Here is a 17,090-nt window from a genome sequence, read left to right as displayed (position 1 = left end):
GTACGTGCTGATTATGTCCTGGATGTTTCGGGCGCGTACGGCGTGGAGGCGTGATATGCCGGGAATGCCGGTCGGCGCGTCCCGTTAACATTGAGACACCGGTTGCCGACGCGGTCCCCCGGGTACCCCATCCGCCTCTCATCCCCCTGGAGGGAACTTGGACCAGTCCGACCCGTTCGGCGTCATCGGCCTCACCTACGACGACGTCATGCTCCTGCCGGGGCACACCGACGTCATCCCGAGCGAGGCGGACACCACGTCCCGCCTCACGCGGAACATCAGCGTCGCCGCTCCTCTCCTCTCCTCCGCGATGGACACCGTCACGGAGGCCCGCATGGCCATCGCGATGGCGCGCCAGGGCGGGCTCGGGGTGATCCACCGCAACCTCTCCATCGAGGACCAGGCCGCCTTCGTCGACAAGGTGAAGCGCAGCGAGTCCGGCATGATCACGAACCCGGTCACCACGCGCCCCGACGCGACGGTCGCCGAGGTGGACGCGCTCTGCGGCCAGTTCCGCGTCTCCGGGCTCCCGGTCGTCGAGTCCGACGGCACGCTCGTCGGCATCATCACGAACCGGGACATGCGCTTCGTCTCGCCCGTGCAGGCCGCCACCACGCTCGTGCGCGACGTCATGACCCGCACCCCGCTCATCACGGGACGCGTCGGCATCGACCCCGACCACGCGATCGCGATCTTCGCGGAGCACAAGATCGAGAAGCTCCCGCTGGTCGATGACGACGGCAAGCTGCGCGGCCTCATCACCGTCAAGGACTTCGACAAGTCGGAGCAGTACCCCGACGCCACGAAGGACGCCGAGGGGCGCCTGCGCGTGGGTGCCGCCATCGGCTTCTTCGGCGACGCCTGGCAGCGGGCGCTCGCGCTCGTGGAGGCGGGCGTCGACGTGCTCGTGGTCGACACGGCGAACGGCGACAGCAAGGGCGTGCTCGACATCATCCGCCGCCTCAAGTCCGACCCCGCCACCTCGCACGTCGATGTGATCGGCGGCAACGTGGCCACCCGCTCGGGCGCCCAGGCGCTCATCGAGGCGGGCGCGGACGCCATCAAGGTCGGCGTGGGCCCCGGGTCCATCTGCACCACGCGCGTCGTCGCGGGCGTCGGCGTGCCGCAGGTCACCGCGGTCTACGAGGCGTCGCTGGCGGCCCGCGCCGCCGGCATCCCGGTCATCGCGGACGGCGGCCTCCAGTACTCGGGCGACATCGCGAAGGCGCTCGTCGCCGGCGCCGACACCGTCATGCTCGGGAGCCTCCTCGCCGGCTGCGACGAGAGCCCCGGCGACCTCATGTTCGTCGGCGGCAAGCAGTTCAAGAGCTACCGGGGGATGGGATCCCTCGGCGCGCTGCAGACCCGCGGCACCAAGACCTCGTACTCGAAGGACCGCTACTACCAGGCGGACGTCCCCAGCGACGACAAGCTCATCCCCGAGGGCATCGAGGGCCAGGTGCCCTACCGCGGATCCCTCGCGAACGTGGTCTACCAGCTCACCGGCGGCCTGCGTCAGTCGATGTTCTACGTCGGCGCGCGGACGGTCGGCGAGCTCAAGGACCGCGGGCGCTTCGTGCGCATCACGGCGGCGGGGCTCAAGGAGTCGCACCCGCACGACGTGCAGATGGTGGTCGAGGCGCCCAACTACCGGCGCTGATGCGGTGAGCCGCGCGGAATCCGCGCGGTGGTGACGAGGGGCCGGTGCCGTGCGCGCCGGCCCCTCGCGCGTGCGGGCGCTCCCTCACAGGGCCCGGGTCCGTCCGCGCTTCCGGCGGGTCGCTCCCACGCGCGGGGACGGCGCTCGTCGACCGCGACACTGCCCGCATGACACCGACCCCTCCGCGCCACGTCGACCATCCGCTCGAGACGGCGTCGCTCGGGCCGCCCGGGGTGGCGCTGATCCTGTCGGGGGCCTCGCGCCCGTCCGCCGCGCGTCCTGTCGCCGAGGAGGAGCGGGCCGACGCCGCCGTCGTCGCCCGGGCGGAGGCGCGCGGCGAGCTCGTCCGGCTGCGGGCCGGGGTGCACGCACGGCGGGCGGAGTGGGAGGTGGTGTCGGCGCGCGAGCGGCACCTGCTGCGGATCCGGGCGCTCGCCCGCGTCTCGTCGGAACCGATCGTGCTGGGCGGGCCGTCGGCCGCCGCCGTGCACGGGCTGCCGCGGCTCGCGCCGTGGCCCGCGCTCGTGACGCTGCTCGACGTGCCGGGGCTCCCGTCGGGCCGCCCCGCGGGCACCCGCGTCCTCCGCGATCCCGCGCAGGGGAGATCGCGTCTCGTGCTCGCGGCGGACGGCGTGCGGATGCCGGGGCTCGCGGCGACGGCGCTCGCCGCCTCCCACGAGGCGGCCATGGCGGCGGTGCGGGGTGCCGCGCCGCGGGGGCCCGGGTGGTTCGCGCACGGGTTGGTCGCGCTCGACCACGCGCTCGCGCCCGCGCGTGCGTCGCCCGTCGCGCGCGCCGACCTCGAGCGGGAGCGGGGGATCCGCGGTCCGGGCCCCTGGAGCAGACGGGCAGAGCTCCTCGTGCGGGCGGCGGACGGCGCCGCCTCCTGCCCGCTGGAGTCCGTGGCACGCGGCGTCGCCCACGAGGTCGGGCTCGCGCCGCCCGCCGTGGGAGCGGCGGTCGTCGGCCATGGGCGGCTCGCGCTGGCCTGGACGGCCGAGCGGGTGGGGCTGCGGATCGCCGGGACGGTGCCAGCTGGTCGAGTCGCGCCCGCCACCGATGCCGACACCCGGAGCGTGGATCAGCGGGAGGGTGGCCGCTGGCGCGTGCTGGTCGCGGGGGAGGGGGACGTGCTGGGCGCGGGGCGGCTGCGCGCGCTCCTGCTGCACGCGGGCCTCGAGCCCGTGCGGCGCGCGGCGCATGCCCGCCCGGGGGCGCTCCCGGATCCGGGCGACGGCCGGTCGCGCAGGAGCCCGCCGCTAGGCTGTGCGGGTGAGTGATGTAGAGATCGGCCGCGCCAAGCGGGCCCGCCGTGTGTACGCGTTCGACGACATCGCCATCGTCCCGTCCCGTCGCACGCGCGACCCGCAGGACGTGTCGGTCTCCTGGTCCATCGACGCCTACCAGTTCGAGATCCCGTTCCTCGCGGCGCCCATGGACTCCGTCGTCTCCCCGGCGACGGCCATCGCGATGGGCCGCTTCGGCGGCCTCGGCGTCCTCGACCTCGAGGGCCTCTGGACCCGGTACGAGCACCCCGAGCGCCTGCTCGAGGAGATCCGCTCGCTGCCGCCCGAGTCGGCCACCGCGCGCATGCAGCAGATCTACGCGGAGCCGATCAAGCCGGAGCTCATCACGGCGCGCATCGCGGAGATCCGCGCGGCCGGCGTGGTCGTCGCCGCGGCCCTCTCGCCCCAGCGCACCGCGGACCACTACGAGACCGTCGTCGCGGCCGGCGTCGACCTCTTCGTGATCCGCGGCACCACCGTCTCGGCGGAGCACGTCTCCAAGGGCGCGGCCCCCCTCAACCTCAAGAAGTTCATCTACGAGCTCGACGTCCCCGTCATCGTCGGCGGCGCGGCCACCTACACGGCCGCCCTGCACCTCATGCGCACGGGCGCCGCGGGCGTGCTCGTCGGGTTCGGCGGGGGAGCGGCGTCCACGACGCGCTCGACCCTCGGGATCCACGCGCCCATGGCCACCGCGCTCTCCGACGTCGCCGGCGCCCGCCGCGACTACATGGACGAGTCCGGCGGCCGCTACGTGCACGTCATCGCCGACGGCGGCCTCGGCAGCTCGGGCGACATCGTCAAGGCCATCGCGGTCGGCGCCGACGCGGTCATGCTCGGATCCACGCTCGCCCGCGCCACGGACGCGCCCGGGCAGGGCTTCCACTGGGGTGCCGAGGCGCACCACTCCGAGCTGCCCCGCGGCCACCGCGTGCGCGTCGACCAGGTGGCGCCGCTCGAGCAGATCCTCTACGGCCCGTCCACCACGGCCGACGGCAGCGCCAACCTGGTCGGCGCGCTGCGCCGCGCCATGGCCACCACCGGCTACTCCGACCTCAAGGAGTTCCAGCGCGTCGAGGTCGTCGTCGCGCCGTACGGCAAGTAGTCCGCGCACGGCCGCCCGGCCGGGCCCGTCCCGCGCCGAGCGGTCCGGGAACATGCGGGGCGCGGCCCGCGTTGTGAATGACAGGAAGAGGGAGGTGCGCGCATGGCGGAGGTCCGTCGCGTCAAGCTGCCGGGTGTCGGCGTGCTGCACACCTTCATCACCGACGACGGGGGCAAGGTCGGCGTCATCGCCCACCGCTCCGGCCACAGCGACCTGATCACCTTCTCCGAGGAGCAGGACGGGCCGGACACGCAGAAGGTGTCGCTCCGCCTCAGCGAGGACGAGGCGCACACGCTCGCGGAGCTGCTCGGCGGCACGCGCATCACGGAGTCGCTCGACAAGCTCGACCAGATCCCCGGCCTCAGCATCGACTGGTTCACGGTCGACTACGACGACCACATCGCCGGCCAGGCCCTCGGCAACCTCGCGTCGCGCGGCGTCGTCGGGCTCACGGTCGTCGCGGTCGTGCGCGGCGAGTCCGCCAACCCCGCGCCGTCCGACGACTTCACGGTCTACCCGGGCGACACGCTCGTCGTCGCCGGATCCCCCGAGAAGGTCGCCAAGGCCTTCGCGTTCTACCGGACGGGCGAGTTCCCGCACCGCCCCGCGCCCGGCTCCGCGCCGGACGGAGGGTAGCGGGTGCACCACGGCCTCGACCTCATCGTCCTCGGCCTGCTGTTCGTCCTCGCCTACGCGTTCGGTCAGCTCGGCAAGCGCATCGGCCTGCCCGCGATCCCCATCTACATGCTCGTCGGGCTCCTCGCGAGCCCGAGCGTCGACTGGTTCCCCCTCGACTTCGCGTCGGGCGACATCGAGCTCATCGCCGTCTTCGGCCTGATCCTCCTGCTGTTCAACCTCGGCCTGGAGTTCGACCAGGACGAGTTCTTCGGCAACGCCGGGAAGCTCATCATCTCGGGCGGCTCGTACGTCCTCATCAACATGGGCGTCGGTTTCGCGTTCGGGTTCGCGCTCGGCTGGGGCACCCGCGAGGCGCTCATCATCGCGGGCATGACGGCGACCTCCTCGAGCGCCATCGTCACGAAGCTGCTCATCGAGCTGAACCGCCTGGCCAACGACGAGACGCCCATGATCCTGGGCGTCACCGTGGTCGAGGACATCTTCATCGCGGTCTACCTCGCCATCGTGTCCGTCGTGCTGAGCGGCCAGACCGAGCCGTGGGCGGTGGTGGGGCAGCTGGCGGTGTCGTTCGCCTTCCTCGTCGTGATGTTCACGGTGGCGCGCAAGGGCGGGGCGTTCCTGTCGCGGTTCATGCGCACGCGCGACGTCGAGCTGTTCACGGTGCTGTTCTTCGGCCTCGCGATCCTCTTCGGCGGCATCGGCGAGGTGCTCGGCGTCACCGACGCGATCGGGGCGTTCCTCATCGGGCTCGTCCTCGGCGCCACGCGCGTGCGCAACCGCATCGAGCAGATCGCCATCCCCCTGCGCGACGTGTTCGGCGCGTTCTTCTTCCTCAACTTCGGCCTGGCGCTGGATCCCGGGGAGTTCCCCACCGTCGTCGTGCCGGTGCTCGGCGCCGTGCTCATGACGGTCGTGCTCAACATCATCGCCGGGCAGTTCGTCGCCTGGCTCAACGGGCACGGCGCGCAGGCCGGCATCAACACGGCGTTCATCCTGCAGAACCGCGGCGAGTTCGCGCTCATCCTCGCGACCCTGTCGCTGTCGGCGGGGCTCGACGAGCGGATCCAGCCCTTCGCGGGCCTCTACGTGCTGGTGATGGCGATCATGGGGCCGCTCCTCGCCGCGAACTCGGTGCGCATCGGCACGGCCGTGCTGCCCACGAGGTACCGCTCCGCCACGAAGCGCGCGGCCGAGAAGGCCGGGCGCGACGCGGAGCGGGCCGGCGCGCTCGCCCTGTTCGAGGCGGCCGAGCGCGGTGAGCGGGCGCCCGCCGATGCCTTCGACGACGGCCTGGCGGCGGCGACGCCGCGGCCGGGCACCGCGGTGCGCGGCACGACGCCGGGCACCGGCCCCGAGGCCGAGGGCGCCGTCACCGCTCGGCGGGGAGCCGACGAGGACGCTGACGCCGAGGGCAAACGGCCCGCCCCCGACCGCCGCGCCGAGCAGGCCGGCCAGCAGTCCGACCACGACACCTGGACCCCACCCACCCGCGAACGGGAACCCGACTACTGATGACGCACGCACCCGACCCCCGCACCGACGCCGCACCGCGTCCCGACGCCGCGCCAGCGGGATCCGGCCCGGGCGGACCCGCCGCCGGCCCCACCATCGGCCAGGTCGCCCGCCGCCCCCGCTCGCTCGCGCTGCTGGCGCTCGCGCTCGTCATCGCGGCGGGCTTCGCCGCGCTCGGGCAGTGGCAGCTCGCGCGCGCCGTCGAGTCGGGCGTCGTCATCGAGCGCGACACCGAGACGGCGCTGCCCCTCGGCACGCTAGTCGAGCCGCAGGGCTACGTCACCGACACGTCCGCCGGGCACATGGTCACCGTGTCCGGCTCCCTCGTGCCCGGCGACTTCGTCGTCGTCTCCGACCGCCTCAACGCCGGCCGCACCGGCGCCTGGGTCGTCGGCCACCTGTCCATCACGGACGACGGCGGCTCCGCGGATCCGGCGCCCGACGCCCTGCCCGCCAGCGTGCCCGTCGCGCTGGGCTGGACCGCGACCGACGACGAGGCGGCGGCCGTCGCGGCGCAGCTGAACGCAGGCGACGGAGCCCCGACGGGCGTCCAGGAGATCGTCGGCCGCTTCCTCCCGAGCGAGCAGCCCGAGCCCGCGGGCGAAGGCCAGGACCCCCAGCGCATGAACCGGCTCAGCACGGCGGCGCTCGTCAACCTCTGGCCGGGCGACGTGGGCGACGTCTACAACGGCTTCATCGTCGCGTCGGCGCCCGTCGCCGGCCTCACGGCGATCGACTCCCCGCCGCCGAGCGAGGCCGTGCAGCTCAACTGGCTCAACATCTTCTACGCGGCGGAGTGGGCGGTGTTCGCGATCTTCGCGATCGTCATCTGGTACCGCACCGTCCGCGACACCTGGACCCGCGAGCAGCCCGGCTACCGCGAGGACGAGGACGACGAGGACGACGAGGACGACGACGACCCGCACCCCGAGGGCGGCCGCGACGCCTCCGTCGACGCTCCTCGGCGCGGGAGCCGCGCAGACGCCGACCGGTAGGATCCACGCATGGCCTACGGACTCAAGCGCTCCGACGTCCCGCAGATCCGGAGGGTCCTCGGCTTCTACCGCGTCATGGCGTTCATCACCGGCGCGTTCCTCCTCCTGCTCGTCGTGGAGATGGGCATCAAGTACCTGCCCGGCTTCCAGTTCGTCGACGGATCGCTGCAGTACCTCGCCGGCGCCGGCTACGAGCTCGAGCTGAACGGGCCGTCCGGCTTCCTCGCGCTGTCGCCCGCGGACACGCTCACCGGCACGAACCTGAGCCTCCTCATCCAGATCGTCCACGGCAACATCTACGTGGTCTACCTCATCAGCGACTTCCTGCTCTGGCAGAAGATGCGCTGGTCGTTCACCCGGTTCATCCTCATCGCCGCGGGCGGCGTCGTGCCGTTCCTCTCCTTCATCGTCGAGGCGCGCATCGCCCGTCGGGTGCGGGAGACCATCGCGGAGCTCGAGGCGCCGCGCCGGAAGGCTCCCGCCGCCGACGACCGCGACGACGCGGATCCCCGACCCATCGACCCGACCACCACCACGGAGGCCACCACTTGAGCGTCGACAACCCCACGAACCAGCGTCCCGTCCTCGTCGTCGACTTCGGCGCCCAGTACGCGCAGCTGATCGCCCGCCGCGTCCGCGAGGCCAACGTCTACTCGGAGATCGTGCCGTCCACGATCACGGCCGAGGAGATCCGCGCGAAGGACCCGTCCGGCATCGTCCTGAGCGGCGGCCCGTCGAGCGTCTACGAGGAGGGCTCGCCCGGCCTCGACGAGGGGATCCTCGACCTCGGCGTCCCCGTGCTCGGCATCTGCTACGGCTTCCAGGTCATGGCCCGCGCGCTCGGCGGCGAGGTCGCGCACACCGGCGCCCGCGAGTACGGATCCACCGCGGTCACGCTCACGCCCGGCAGCACCCTGCTCGACGGACAGCCCGACGACCAGACCGTGTGGATGAGCCACGGCGACTCCGTGTCGAAGGCGCCCGAGGGCTTCGAGGTGCTCGCCTCGAGCGCCTCCACGCCCGTCGCCGCGTTCGCGAGCGACGAGCGCCGTCTCTACGGCGTGCAGTGGCACCCCGAGGTCAAGCACTCCGCGCATGGCCAGGCCGTCCTCGAGAACTTCCTGCATCGCGCCGCCGGCATCCCCGGCGACTGGAACAGCGGCAACGTGATCGCCGAGCAGGTCGAGCGGATCCGGGCCCAGGTCGGCGACGCGCGCGTCATCTGCGCCCTGTCCGGCGGCGTCGACTCCGCCGTCGCGGCCGCCCTCGTGCACCGCGCCATCGGCGACCAGCTCACCTGCGTCTTCGTCGACCACGGCCTCCTCCGCCAGGACGAGCGCCGCCAGGTCGAGGAGGACTACGTGGCCGCCACGGGCGTCCGCCTCGTCACGGTGGATGTCGCGGACCAGTTCCTCGACGGCCTCGCGGGCGTCACGGATCCCGAGGCCAAGCGCAAGATCATCGGCCGCGAGTTCATCCGCACCTTCGAGAGCGCCGCGGAGGCGCTCGTGCTCGAGGCGAAGGCCGACGGCGAGCCGATCCGCTTCCTCGTGCAGGGCACGCTCTACCCGGACGTGGTGGAGTCGGGCGGCGGCACGGGCACCGCGAACATCAAGAGCCACCACAACGTCGGCGGACTCCCGGAGGACCTGAAGTTCGAGCTCGTCGAGCCGCTCCGCACCCTCTTCAAGGACGAGGTGCGCGCCATCGGCCGCGAGCTCGGTCTCCCCGAGGTCATCGTGGGCCGCCAGCCGTTCCCCGGCCCCGGCCTCGGGATCCGCATCGTCGGCGAGGTCACGGCCGAGCGGCTCGAGCTGCTGCGCAAGGCCGACGCCATCGCGCGCGCCGAGCTCACGGCCGCGGGCCTCGACGGCGAGATCTGGCAGTGCCCCGTCGTGCTCCTCGCGGACGTCCGCTCGGTCGGCGTGCAGGGCGACGGCCGCACCTACGGCCACCCCATCGTGCTGCGCCCCGTCTCCAGCGAGGACGCGATGACCGCCGACTGGACGCGCCTCCCTTACGACGTGCTCGCCCGCATCTCGAACCGCATCACGAACGAGGTCGACGGCGTGAACCGCGTCGTGCTCGACGTCACGTCGAAGCCGCCGGGCACCATCGAGTGGGAGTGATCCTCCCGCGCCGGCCCTGACGCCGGTGCTGAACGACGAAGGCCGCTCCCCGAGGGGAGCGGCCTTCGTCGTGCTGCCGGTCCGCGGTGCTGTGCCGCGGCCCGGCGGTGGCGCTAGTTGTTTCCGCGCAGGATCGCGAAGAGGCGGAGCAACTCGACGTACAGCCACACGATGGTGACCACGAGGCCGAAGGCCGCGGTCCAGCCGTACTTGCGGGGGGCGCCGGCGCGGACGCCGCGCTGGATGAAGTCGAAGTCGAGGACCAGGGAGTAGGCACCGAGCACGACGGCCAGCAGGCCGAAGACGACACCGAGGGGGATGCCGAAGATCTCGATACCGCGCACGCCCCAGGGGCTCTGGATGGCGCCGAAGGCGATGAGGGCGAAGTTCACGAGCGAGAACGCCGCGTAGGAGATGATCGCGATCATGAAGATCTTGGTCGCCTTCGCGGAGGCGCGGATCTTGCCGCTGCGGAACAGGATCAGCACGGTGGCGAAGACCGCGGCCGTGCCGAGCAGAGCCTGGGTCGCGACGCCCGGGGCGATGCCCTCGAACACGCGGCTGATGCCGCCGACCAGCAGCCCCTCGAACGCCGCGTACGCGACGATGAGCGGGACGGACGGCTCCTTCTTGAAGGAGTTGACGAGGCCGAGCACGAGGCCGCCGATGGCGCCGAGCATCGCGAGGGGGAGGGCGAGCGGGCCCGAGAGCCACGCGACGGCGCCGAGGACGACGACGATCGCGAGCAGGCTGACCGTCTTGACGGTCGTGTCCTCGAAGGACATGCGGTCCGTCTCGAGCGGCGTCGCCGACGGGCGGTTGTAGAGCTCGTCGAGGCTCTCCGGGGTCACATCCCTCGTGGGCGTCGCACCCCGGCCGTTGAAGACCGGGTTGTTGGAGAACGTGGGGTTGGCCATGGTCCTTCTACTCTCAATGGTGGTTGAACGTGATTGACGACCAATTTAGCTGGCCAGGCTGGGAGACCACAGGCGCGAGCCGTGTATTGCCTCAGATGAGTACGCGCTCGCCGTCCACCCGGCGCCTGTAGCGTGCGCGGCGTGGATCTCGCCCCTCGCCCTCGCCCCCTCGTCATCGCCCATCGCGGAGCCAGCGGCTACCGCCCCGAGCACTCCGCCGCCGCCGTGCGGCTCGGCTTCGCGCAGGGCGCGGACGCCGTCGAACCCGACCTCGTCGCCTCGTCCGACGGGGTGCTCGTCATCCGGCACGAGAACGAGCTGTCCGGCACGACCGACGTGGCCGACCGGCCCGAGTTCGCCGACCGCCGCACCACGCGCGTCGTCGACGGCGTCGAGCGCACGGGCTGGTTCACCGAGGACATGACGTGGGCCGAGATCCGCACGCTGCGCTGCCGGGAGCGGATCCCCGCGGCCCGGCCCGACAGCGCGACCCACGACGACCAGGAGACCGTGCTCTCTCTGCCCGACCTGCTGCGGATCATCGACCAGGAGTCGGCCCGCCACGGTCGCCCGCTCGGCATGGTCGCGGAGATCAAGCACGCGACGCACTTCGCCGCGCTCGGCATGCCGCTCGACGAGCTGCTCGCCCGCGACCTCCGCGAGCACGGCTGGGCGGACGACGCCTCGCGCCTCACGATCGAGTCCTTCGAGCGGACCGCGCTCCTCGGCGTCCGGGCTCGCGGCATCGCGGCGCGCCTGGTCTACCTCCTCGAGGGGCGCGGCGCTGCCATCGACGAGGTCGCGCGTCACGGCGACTCCGCGGTCACGTTCGACGAGCAGCTGACCGACTCGGGGCTCGCGGCGCTCGCCGCCGAGGTGGACGGCATCAGCGTGGGCCTCGAGCGCATCTGCCCGGCCGCGGGCTTCGGCGCCGGGTCCGGTGCCGCTGGCGAGGCGGCTCCCGTCTCCGACCTGGTCCGGCGCGCGCACGACGCGGGCCTCTCGGTCTTCACCTGGACGCTCCGTCCCGAGAACGCGTTCCTGCCCCGGCCCCTCCGCGGCCCCGGCCCGAAGTCGGCGCACGGCGACTACCCCACCCACTGGGGTCGGCTGCTGGACGCGGGGGTCGACGGCGTCTTCGCCGACCATCCGGATCTCGCGGTGCGGCTCGTGGAGGAGCGGGCGGCGGCGGTGGGACGGTAGCGCGCGAGGCGCGGCCGGCCTGGCCCGCCCGGGCCGCCCGCCCGGTCGCGCGTCGGGGGCAGCGCCTAGGATCGATGCCGACATGAGTGCCGACCCCGCCGCCCTTTCCCCCTCCAGCACGCCGATCATCCTCGACGGCCGGTCGGGCGCCGACGGCGGGCCCGGAGCCCCGGCGGATCCGCTGCTCGAGGGCCTCAACCCGGAGCAGCGCGAGGCCGTCGTCTACCGGGGTCCCGCGCTGCTCATCGTCGCGGGGGCCGGATCCGGCAAGACGCGCGTGCTCACCCACCGCATCGCGAGCCTCATCGAGTCCCGCGAGGCGTGGCCGAGCCAGATCCTCGCCATCACCTTCACGAACAAGGCCGCCGCCGAGATGCGCGAGCGCGTCGAGTCGCTCCTCGGCCAGGCGTCCGAGGGCATGTGGATCTCGACCTTCCACTCCGCGTGCGTGCGCATCCTCCGACGCGAGGCGGAGGCGTTCGGCTTCACGCAGAACTTCACCATCTACGACTCGGCCGACAGCCGCGTGCTCATCAAGCGGATCATCAAGCAGCTCGACGCGGACACGCTCGGCTTCACGGTCTCGTCCGTCTCCGGCCGCATCTCGAAGCTCAAGAACGAGCTGTCGGACGCGGACACGTTCGCGCGCACGGCGAACTTCAACGACCCGGCCGAGGCCATGTTCGTGGAGATCTTCCGGCAGTACACGCGCTCGCTCGCCTCCGCCAACGCGTTCGACTTCGACGACCTCATCGGGCAGACCGTCTACCTCTTCCGCGCGTTCCCCAAGGTGGCTGCGCTGTACCAGCGGCGCTTCCGGCACGTGCTGGTGGACGAGTACCAGGACACGAACCACGCCCAGTACTCGCTCATCCGGGAGCTGACGCGCGCGGTGGCCCCGGAGGACGTGCCCGTCGACACGCGCATGTCCACGAACGGCATGGGCGGGATCGACGGGGCGTCGCTCACCGTGGTGGGGGACAGCGACCAGTCGATCTACGCCTTCCGCGGTGCCGACATCCGCAACATCACCGAGTTCGAGCGCGACTTCCCGCAGTCGAAGGTCGTGCTCCTCGAGCAGAACTACCGCTCGACCCAGAACATCCTCACCGCCGCCAATGCCGTCATCTCGAACAACTTCGACCGCAAGGACAAGAAGCTGTGGACGTCCATCGGCGACGGCGACAAGATCGTCGGCTTCACGGGGTACTCGGGGCACGACGAGGCGCAGTTCGTCGCCGACGAGATCCAGAAGCTGCACGAGGAGGGCACCGCCTACTCCGAGATCGCCGTCTTCTACCGCACCAACGCGCAGACGCGCGCGCTCGAGGAGATCCTCATCCGCTCGGCCGTGCCCTACCGGATCATGGGCGGCACGAAGTTCTACGAGCGGGCGGAGATCAAGGACGCCATGGCGTACCTCGTCGCCGTGGCGAATCCCGCGGACGTCCTGGCGCTGCGCCGGATCCTGAACACCCCGAAGCGCGGCATCGGCCCCGCCACGGAGACGGCCCTCGCCAACTTCGCGGAGTCGCACGGCGTGACCTTCCGCGAGGCCATGCGCCGTGCGTCCGAGCTGGGGCTCGGGCCCAAGGTGACGCAGGCGATCCTCACGCTCTCGCGCATGCTCGATGAGGTGGCGCTGCTGCTGGATCCCGACCGCCCGGACGGGCGGACCTCCGTCGGCGACCTCGTGACCACGCTGCTGGAGAAGAGCGGCTTGGTGCAGGCGCTGCGGGCGAGCAAGGACGCGCAGGACGAGGCCCGTGCCGAGAACGTCGAGGAGCTCGTCGCCGTGACGAAGGAGTTCTCGCGCAACAACCCCGAGGGCCAGCTGGTGGACTTCCTCACGGAGGTCTCGCTCGTCGCCGCGGCGGACGAGCTCGACGACTCGAGCGGCACCGTGTCCCTCATGACCCTCCACACGGCGAAGGGCCTCGAGTACGACTCGGTGTTCCTCACCGGCGTCGAGGAGGACCTGCTGCCGCACCGCATGTCGGCCAACGAGCCCGGCGGGCCGGCGGAGGAGCGCCGCCTGTTCTACGTCGGCATCACGCGCGCCCGCCGTCGCCTCTTCATCTCGCTGGCGATGACGCGGGCCCAGTTCGGCGAGGTCAACGTGGCGATGCCCAGCCGCTACCTGCAGGAGATCCCGGCCGAGCTCATCGACTGGAAGCAGTCGCCCGGCATGGCCACGTCGCGCGGTGGCACTCAACCGCGCGCCCTCAACGCGCGGCGGGAGGGCGGCGGGTACGGCGGCCGCTCGCGCTCGTCGAGCGGCTTCGAGGATCCGGCGCTGCCGCCGCCACCGCGACCCAAGACCCAGTGGGCCAACACGGTCACCGGACAGGTGCGGGACAACGGCGACCTCGAGCTCGCGTTCGGGGACCGCATCCGCCACACCGACTTCGGCGACGGCCGCGTCACGGGCGTCACGGGTGAGGGGCGCAAGCGCATCGCCGAGGTGCAGTTCGACGGACCGGCGGGTCGCAAGCGGCTGCTCATCAAGATCGCGCCCATCGAGAAGCTCTAGCCGGGGATCGGCGGCGGCCGGCGCGACGCACGCCGATGCCGGCGGCGCCCAGGGCGCCGATCGCCGTCGCGGCGCACGCGAGCGGCTGTGCGCCCACCCGCTGCGTCCCGCCCGAGCCCGGTACCTCGATGCCGGGTGCGCCACCCGTCATCGCCAGCTGCGCGTGCCCGTGCGACGCGGGCACGTCGACGGCGGGCGGCGGGCTCGCATGGAAGGTCTCGCTCGCGTGCGCCGTGTGATCGGCGAACGGCGCGATGGCAGCCCCGTCCGCGTCTCCGGCGGGACGCCCCGGGCTGTCGAGGACGGCGACGTACCACCCGGGCGAGAGGGCGCGCATGCACGGCGTGGTCACGTCGCCGTCGTCGGCGAGGGCGACGTCGGACGCGGGCCCACCCGACCCGCCGTCCTCGGGGACGGCCACCGGCGAGCCCTCGGCGGGTGCCGTCGTGAACGGACCCGCGAGGCGGACGTGCACGGGGACGGGTCCGACCCCGACGAACGACGTCGTGTGCAGGGTGTCGGTCTGGCACTCGCCCGTCGTGATCTCCGAGGACCCGATGCTCGTCGTGATCCGCGGCGGCTGCGGGACCTGCGTCGTCTCGGTGGCCGCGCCGAAGGTCGACCGCCAGGGCAGCACGCGCGCCCGTCCGGCCGCGACCGGGGTGTCGTCGGGCGAGATGGTCTCGACCCAGGCGTAGAAGCCGCCGGCGGGGAGGCGGCAGGCGGGCGAGGAGTAGTCGCCGGGCCCGCGGTCGATGCGCGTCACGACCTCGCAGACCTGCGGGGCGCCGGCGGGGACCTCGTCTCGTTCGGGCCCGACCTGCTCGGGGAACGGTCCGAGGAGCCTGCTCCGGACGATGACCGGCACGGGCACCAGGCTCCCGTCGCCCTGGCGGGTCAGTCCCCAGCCGTCGGAGGTCGCCGGCCGGCCGGGCGCGGCAGGCGCCGCGGGATCGGCGGACACCCGCAGCGCGTCAGAGAGCTCGTCGCCGACCGCCGCCACGGCGCGCGACGTCCGCGTGACCACGCGCGGGGCGAAGGGGAGCGGGCTCGGGGCACGACCGTCCGCCCGCGCGTCGGCTCGGGCGTCCGCGGGCCGGGCCAGGATCATCCGCTGCGACGCACCTCCGTCGCCCACCGCGTCGAGGGCGTCGCCGTACGGGAGGGACGCGAAGACGGCGCTCGCCGTCACGTGCAGCGCCGCGGAGGATCCCGTCGCCCGGATCGGGGCGGCGGTGCCGTTCGCCACCTGCGCGGTCGTGCTCCCGTCGTCGAACACGGCTCCGCTGAGCGTGACGGTCCCCGTCTGGGAGCCGGCCGGCACGTCCGTCGGCCCGGTCGCGATGAGGTCGGCGCGCAGCTCGGCGCGGACTGTCCCGCGTCCGTCGTCCCCGAGCGCCACGGTCGCGGCGGCGGTCACCGAGCGCGATGCGCCGGACCCCGCCTCCGCCAGCATGTCGCGCGCACGGGCCTCGACCGCCCCCGCGTGATCGCCCGCGCGGGCCGCGTACCAGGAGAGGTCGTGCGCGCCGAGGCCGGTGATGCTCCAGGTCGCGAGCTGCCCCGCAGCGGCGGTGTCGGGATCCGCGGAGCCCGCCCAGCGCCGGGAGATGTACGCGAGCCGCGCCCGATCGTCGGGCGTCGCGCCCGTTTCCGCGACCGGGGAGTAGTCATGGCCGGGCGGAGCGGCGAGTCCGACGTCGATGCAGAAGCCGAGCCGGCCGTCGTCCATCCGGTACGAGCCCAACCAGCGCCCGTCGGCCCCCGATGCGTAGCCGACGCCGTGGGAGATCGCGCTCAGCGCCTGCGCGGGCGGGACGGCGCTCGCCGCGAGCCCGAGCGCGAGGCCGACTCCCGCGAGCGCGGACACGAGCCGGGCGGTGGGCGGCCGCCGTACCGGGCGGACGTGCCGTGGGGAGGAGGAGCGGGTGGTCGAGGGGATCCGTGTCATGGCCGCACAGTGCTGGCCCAGGGCGTCCGCCGCATCCGCCGCACCGGGTGCCGGGGACGGGATCCGCGATCGCGCGCCTGTGCAGGAGCGGCCCGGACGTGCGCTACCCGGCGGCGCGGCGGCGGTACCTGCGCGTGATGACGGAGCGCGGCGCCTCCCTGGCGACGCGCGGCAGCACCCGGTACACGGCGAGGACGGGTGCGAGGAGGCGACGGCAGCGGCGCTCGAGCCGCGCGTCCCACCGCATCCCGAATCCCGCCCGGATGCGCGGCGGCAGGAGCCCCGCCGTCACGAGCGCCACGAGCGGCATGACCGCGCGGACCGCCGGAGGCGCGCCCCGTCCGTCCAGCAGCGTCCGCGCGATCCGCCTCGCGTCCGCCGTGGGCTCGAGCGTCGCGATCCGCTCATCCCAGTACGCGCGGAACGCCGCGCGATCCGCGGGCCACATCCCCGCCGGGACCTGCAGCGCCGTGCCGAGGACGGCGTACTGCCGGTGGATCCTGTCGGCGGCCTCGTCGGGCAGCGGCCCGAAGCAGAGCTCGAACATCGTGATCGCGGACTGGTAGACCGTCGCGGCCACCCAGAGCTGCAGCTCCGGGTCGTAGGCGGAGTAGGCCGGCGCCGAGCCGTCGGCCGCGGCGACCGTCGACCGGACCGGTGCGTGCGCACGTCCGACGATCCGCCGGGCGCGCGCGACCTCGTCGGGGGAGCCGAACACGACGGCGTAGATGTAGCCGAGCGTGCCCTCGAGCCGGTCGAGCGGGCGCGATGCGAAGTCGCTGTGCTCGGCCACGCCGCGTGCCACGGCAGGGTCGGCGACCTGGAGCAGGATCGCCCGCGCCCCCGCCGCCAGGAGGATTCCCTCGCCCGCGATGTCCCGGATGGATCCACCTGGCCGACGAGCGGGATGCGTCCTCGGGCTCATCCGCCCAGTCTCCCTCCCCAGGCCGCCGATCGCGCATCGGCGCACGGTCCCGGCGCACCCGGACCGGCGCACCCGCGACCCGATAGGCTCTCCACGGTCGTCGACGCGGCGGGCCGGCCCACGCAGGTGGGCGGCGGGCGCGTCGACCAGCCGCAACACACCGGGTGCCGCCACCAGACGGTCGTGGCACCGCAGCCTCGAACGACGCACGTAACCGCCTGGCGCGGGTGCGGAT

The 17,090-nt window shown here is 73.2% G+C and carries 13 protein-coding genes; 10 read left to right on the top strand and 3 right to left on the bottom strand.

The window, feature by feature from the left end:
• The first annotated feature begins 157 nt into the window (after positions 1-157).
• The 8 genes from guaB (at position 158) to guaA (ending at position 9,326) form a co-directional block, all read left to right on the top strand.
• The gene (gene guaB / locus JOE38_RS08175; protein WP_204575673.1) at positions 158-1,660 is read left to right on the top strand and encodes an IMP dehydrogenase; all 1,503 of its coding nucleotides are present in this window, start codon (positions 158-160) and stop codon (positions 1,658-1,660) included.
• A gap of 167 nt (positions 1,661-1,827) precedes the next feature.
• Positions 1,828-2,940, top strand: coding sequence for a hypothetical protein (locus tag JOE38_RS08170; protein ID WP_204575672.1), 1,113 nt, complete (start codon positions 1,828-1,830; stop codon positions 2,938-2,940).
• A complete protein-coding gene (locus JOE38_RS08165) occupies positions 2,933-4,051 on the top strand; it encodes a GuaB3 family IMP dehydrogenase-related protein (RefSeq protein WP_194634977.1) in 1,119 nt (372 codons plus the stop codon). The genes JOE38_RS08170 and JOE38_RS08165 overlap by 8 nt, the downstream gene beginning before the upstream one ends.
• A gap of 102 nt (positions 4,052-4,153) precedes the next feature.
• Positions 4,154-4,687 (top strand): cation:proton antiporter regulatory subunit, encoded by a 534-nt coding sequence (locus tag JOE38_RS08160; protein WP_012039247.1) that lies wholly within the window; start codon positions 4,154-4,156, stop codon positions 4,685-4,687.
• A gap of 3 nt (positions 4,688-4,690) precedes the next feature.
• Positions 4,691-6,202 (top strand): cation:proton antiporter, encoded by a 1,512-nt coding sequence (locus JOE38_RS08155; protein WP_204575671.1) that lies wholly within the window; start codon positions 4,691-4,693, stop codon positions 6,200-6,202.
• Positions 6,202-7,197, top strand: coding sequence for an SURF1 family protein (locus tag JOE38_RS08150; RefSeq protein WP_204575670.1), 996 nt, complete (start codon positions 6,202-6,204; stop codon positions 7,195-7,197). Before JOE38_RS08155 ends, JOE38_RS08150 begins: the two co-directional genes overlap by 1 nt.
• Before the next feature lie 9 nt (positions 7,198-7,206).
• Positions 7,207-7,749 (top strand): DUF3817 domain-containing protein, encoded by a 543-nt coding sequence (locus tag JOE38_RS08145; protein WP_204575669.1) that lies wholly within the window; start codon positions 7,207-7,209, stop codon positions 7,747-7,749.
• A complete protein-coding gene (guaA, locus tag JOE38_RS08140) occupies positions 7,746-9,326 on the top strand; it encodes a glutamine-hydrolyzing GMP synthase (protein WP_204575668.1) in 1,581 nt (526 codons plus the stop codon). The genes JOE38_RS08145 and guaA overlap by 4 nt, the downstream gene beginning before the upstream one ends.
• Before the next feature lie 113 nt (positions 9,327-9,439).
• On the opposite strand, the gene JOE38_RS08135 is transcribed toward guaA, so the two are convergent.
• Positions 9,440-10,243: a Bax inhibitor-1/YccA family protein gene (locus JOE38_RS08135; protein ID WP_204575667.1), complete on the bottom strand. Its 804-nt coding sequence runs from the start codon at positions 10,241-10,243 to the stop codon at positions 9,440-9,442.
• 132 nt (positions 10,244-10,375) lie between these two features.
• Between JOE38_RS08135 and JOE38_RS08130 the strand changes: the two genes are divergently transcribed.
• The gene (locus JOE38_RS08130; protein ID WP_204575666.1) at positions 10,376-11,446 is read left to right on the top strand and encodes a glycerophosphodiester phosphodiesterase family protein; all 1,071 of its coding nucleotides are present in this window, start codon (positions 10,376-10,378) and stop codon (positions 11,444-11,446) included.
• A gap of 82 nt (positions 11,447-11,528) precedes the next feature.
• Positions 11,529-13,979 (top strand): ATP-dependent helicase, encoded by a 2,451-nt coding sequence (locus tag JOE38_RS08125; protein ID WP_204575665.1) that lies wholly within the window; start codon positions 11,529-11,531, stop codon positions 13,977-13,979.
• On the opposite strand, the gene JOE38_RS08120 is transcribed toward JOE38_RS08125, so the two are convergent.
• Together JOE38_RS08120 and JOE38_RS08115 are read right to left on the bottom strand one after the other, a co-directional pair.
• On the bottom strand, positions 13,951-15,930 hold the full coding sequence (locus JOE38_RS08120) for a hypothetical protein (protein ID WP_204575664.1): 1,980 nt from the start codon (positions 15,928-15,930) through the stop codon (positions 13,951-13,953). The genes JOE38_RS08125 and JOE38_RS08120 overlap by 29 nt on opposite strands.
• A gap of 103 nt (positions 15,931-16,033) precedes the next feature.
• The gene (locus JOE38_RS08115; RefSeq protein ID WP_204575663.1) at positions 16,034-16,855 is read right to left on the bottom strand and encodes an oxygenase MpaB family protein; all 822 of its coding nucleotides are present in this window, start codon (positions 16,853-16,855) and stop codon (positions 16,034-16,036) included.
• Positions 16,856-17,090 lie beyond the last annotated feature (235 nt).

The organism is Clavibacter michiganensis (assembly GCF_016907085.1).
In the GTDB taxonomy this organism is placed as follows: Bacteria; Actinomycetota; Actinomycetes; order Actinomycetales; family Microbacteriaceae; genus Clavibacter; species Clavibacter michiganensis_O.
The sequence above is the reverse complement of the archived record's forward strand: the minus strand, read 5'-3'. Positions and strand labels throughout refer to the sequence as shown.

Excerpts from the sequence above, each read along its gene's own strand:
- JOE38_RS08170 (WP_204575672.1), top strand. The coding sequence starts at position 1,828 with ATGACACCGACCCCTCCGCGCCACGTCGACCATCCGCTCGAGACGGCG.
- JOE38_RS08160 (WP_012039247.1), top strand. The coding sequence starts at position 4,154 with ATGGCGGAGGTCCGTCGCGTCAAGCTGCCGGGTGTCGGCGTGCTGCAC.
- JOE38_RS08150 (WP_204575670.1), top strand. The coding sequence starts at position 6,202 with ATGACGCACGCACCCGACCCCCGCACCGACGCCGCACCGCGTCCCGAC.
- JOE38_RS08145 (WP_204575669.1), top strand. The coding sequence starts at position 7,207 with ATGGCCTACGGACTCAAGCGCTCCGACGTCCCGCAGATCCGGAGGGTC.
- JOE38_RS08135 (WP_204575667.1), bottom strand. The coding sequence starts at position 10,243 with ATGGCCAACCCCACGTTCTCCAACAACCCGGTCTTCAACGGCCGGGGT.
- JOE38_RS08125 (WP_204575665.1), top strand. The coding sequence starts at position 11,529 with ATGAGTGCCGACCCCGCCGCCCTTTCCCCCTCCAGCACGCCGATCATC.
- JOE38_RS08120 (WP_204575664.1), bottom strand. The coding sequence starts at position 15,930 with ATGACACGGATCCCCTCGACCACCCGCTCCTCCTCCCCACGGCACGTC.
- JOE38_RS08115 (WP_204575663.1), bottom strand. The coding sequence starts at position 16,855 with ATGAGCCCGAGGACGCATCCCGCTCGTCGGCCAGGTGGATCCATCCGG.